Annotated in this window: 2 protein-coding genes and 1 pseudogene; 1 reads left to right on the top strand and 2 read right to left on the bottom strand. The window is 73.1% G+C overall.

The annotated features are described in order from the left end of the window. Window positions 1-290: 290 nt before the first annotated feature. Together AB0J52_RS36700 and AB0J52_RS36695 are read right to left on the bottom strand one after the other, a co-directional pair. The gene (locus AB0J52_RS36700) at window positions 291-533 is read right to left on the bottom strand and encodes a hypothetical protein (RefSeq protein WP_500187514.1); all 243 of its coding nucleotides are present in this window, start codon (window positions 531-533) and stop codon (window positions 291-293) included. A gap of 707 nt (window positions 534-1,240) precedes the next feature. Further along, window positions 1,241-1,894: an MBL fold metallo-hydrolase gene (locus AB0J52_RS36695; protein WP_500187513.1), complete on the bottom strand. Its 654-nt coding sequence runs from the start codon at window positions 1,892-1,894 to the stop codon at window positions 1,241-1,243. A gap of 127 nt (window positions 1,895-2,021) precedes the next feature. On the opposite strand from AB0J52_RS36695, the pseudogene AB0J52_RS36690 reads away from it, so the two are divergent. Next, window positions 2,022-2,343, top strand: a pseudogene (locus AB0J52_RS36690) (hypothetical protein); the annotation flags it as partial.

Raw genomic sequence — 2,343 nt, 5'->3', positions numbered from 1 at the left:
CGGCGTGGTCGCGGTCGCCACCGGTTTGACCGGCGGCGCGACGGCCCTGCGCGGGGAGTCGCCGCCGCTCCGGACCACGGCCAGCACGGCGACGGCCAGCGCCACGACCAGCAGCGCCGCACCGCCGACGATAAGGCGGCGGGGCGCCGCCTTACGTGCAGAAGACATCGAAGGGACACCTCTCGGTAGAGGAAGCAAAGGATGAGACGCCCTGCGGCGTCCGAAAGGTTGCGTGGTGCTCGGACACGGCACAGGTCTCCCTCCATCCCGCCACAGGCAGCGGAAGGAGATCAGCCCCGGGCCGGGACGGGGCAGGCGACCTCGGTGGACAGCCTGCGCACCGTCGCCACGGCCAGCAGCGCGACGGACAACGAGCCCAGCAGCGGCTGCAGCGGCGCCCAGGCCGTCATCGCCCCCGAGGAGCCGACGAGGACGAGCACCAGCTTGTTGCAGGTGGGACAGCCCACGGCCAGGGCCACCGCCCAGCGGCGACGAGGCCACAGGGCGAGCGCTCGGCCCGCCCGCGCCGTCATGGTGAATGCCGCGGAGGACGCCCGTGTGACCGGGCGCGTGTTTTTCATCAGGAAGGATTCCGTTCTGTCGGACCGGTTGACCGTCGCTGACGGTCTCCTAGATCCGCAGAACGCAGAGATGGCCCGTATCGGGTGGGGCCGCCGGAACGCAGCGGGCTCGTTCCCCCGCCCTTCCCGGCGACACGGCGGCGTAGGCGTCGGACGGGTTCGCCGCCACCTGTGTGCTCGCGGCGGCGGGTGTTAGGGAAGAGGCCCCCGTCACCGCCCGCTTGCCGCATTGCCCCTTTTCGGACGCGGCACCGCCACCCCCGTGCGCCGAGTCGGGGTGCACGGCGTCCGGGCGGAGGCCGGCCGGACAGACCTGCACGGACGCGGCGGGCGAGTCCGCGACGGACATGGCCGGCACGGATGTACTCGCGGAGGCGGCGTTGACGGCGGCGACGCTCTTGCCCGCCTGTGTCAGGCAGGCCACCGCGAGAACCGACACCGCCGCGACCAGGACGAGGCGCAGCAGGAACCGAGCAGGTCTCAACATGAACCCGCCCCTTCCCGTCGCACCGATTCCGAGATCACTATAAGCACCCCGCCCCGGCCGGGAGACCGAGGCGGGGCACGGCCGGGTCGTAGGGCGCCCGTCCGAAGGGAGCCGCAGCGGGCGGCCGCGGTGGGGTCGCAGCGGGCGGCCGAGTGCCGCAGCGTGTGGCCCGCTACCAGCCGCGTTCCCACCAGGTGGGGATGCTGGGGCGTTCGCGGCCGAGGGTGGTGTCCTTGCCGTGGCCGGGATAGACCCACGTCTCGTCCGGCAGGCGGTCGAAGACCCGCTCGGTGACGTCGGTCATCAGCTGCTTGAAGCGGGCCGGGTCGCCCCAGGTGTTGCCGACGCCGCCCGGGAAGAGGCTGTCGCCGGTGAACAGGTGCGGGCGGTCCGGGGCGGTGTGGAGGAGCGCGATGGAGCCGGGGGTGTGGCCGCGGAGGTGGATCACTTCCAACGTGCTCTCTCCGACCCGGATGGTGTCGCCGTCTTGGACGGGGTCGGACACCGCGACCGGCAGCGGCGCGGCGTCGAACGGGTGGGCGGACACCGGGGCGCCGGTGGCCCGCACGACGTCGGCCAGGGCCTCCCAGTGGTCCTGGTGGCGGTGGGTGGTGACGACGCGGCTCAGCGGCCCGTCGCCGAGGAGCTTCAGCAGGCGCGACGGCTCGTTGGCGGCGTCGATGAGCAGCTGGTCGCCGGTCGCGGTGCAGCGCAGGACGTAGGCGTTGTTGTCGTACGGACCCACGGCGACCTTGGTGACGGTCAGGCCGGGCAGGTCGCGGGTGTCCGGTGGTCCGCCGACCTCGACGTTGCCGGTGTAGGCCATGGCTCCTCCGATCGGTGGTTCCTCGCCTAGGCATCTTCCCCCATCGGGCCCGCACGGGTGGAATGAGTCAGGGGACCCACTCCGATCGTGCTGTTTGGAACGGAATGAGCCTGCGGAGGGACGCACCATGGGGGCGGAGGAGGTGGCGTTGGGCACGATCGAGGGCCGTCCCGGCGCGTTCTGGACCCGGCTGAGCCGGGCGGACCGGCAGGCGCTGTGGGCGATGGGGCGGCGTGTCGAGGTGCCGCCCGGCGGCATGCTCTGCCACCAGGGCGTCGCGTCGCCGGCGGTGGTCGTGCTGTTCCCGGCGGGGACGCGGACGGCCGGACGGATCCTGGCGAAGGAGTTCATCGCCAACGGCGAGGGCGACGAGTCGGTCATCGAGCTGTTCGGCGCGGGGGACCTGGTGGCGGGGCTGGCGCCGTGGGGCCGGCCGCAGCGCGGGACGG

Source organism: Spirillospora sp. NPDC049652 (assembly GCF_040675125.1).
Lineage (GTDB): Bacteria > Actinomycetota > Actinomycetes > Streptosporangiales > Streptosporangiaceae > Spirillospora.
Note: the sequence above shows the minus strand (reverse complement) of the source record. Positions and strands in the feature narration are given on the sequence as shown.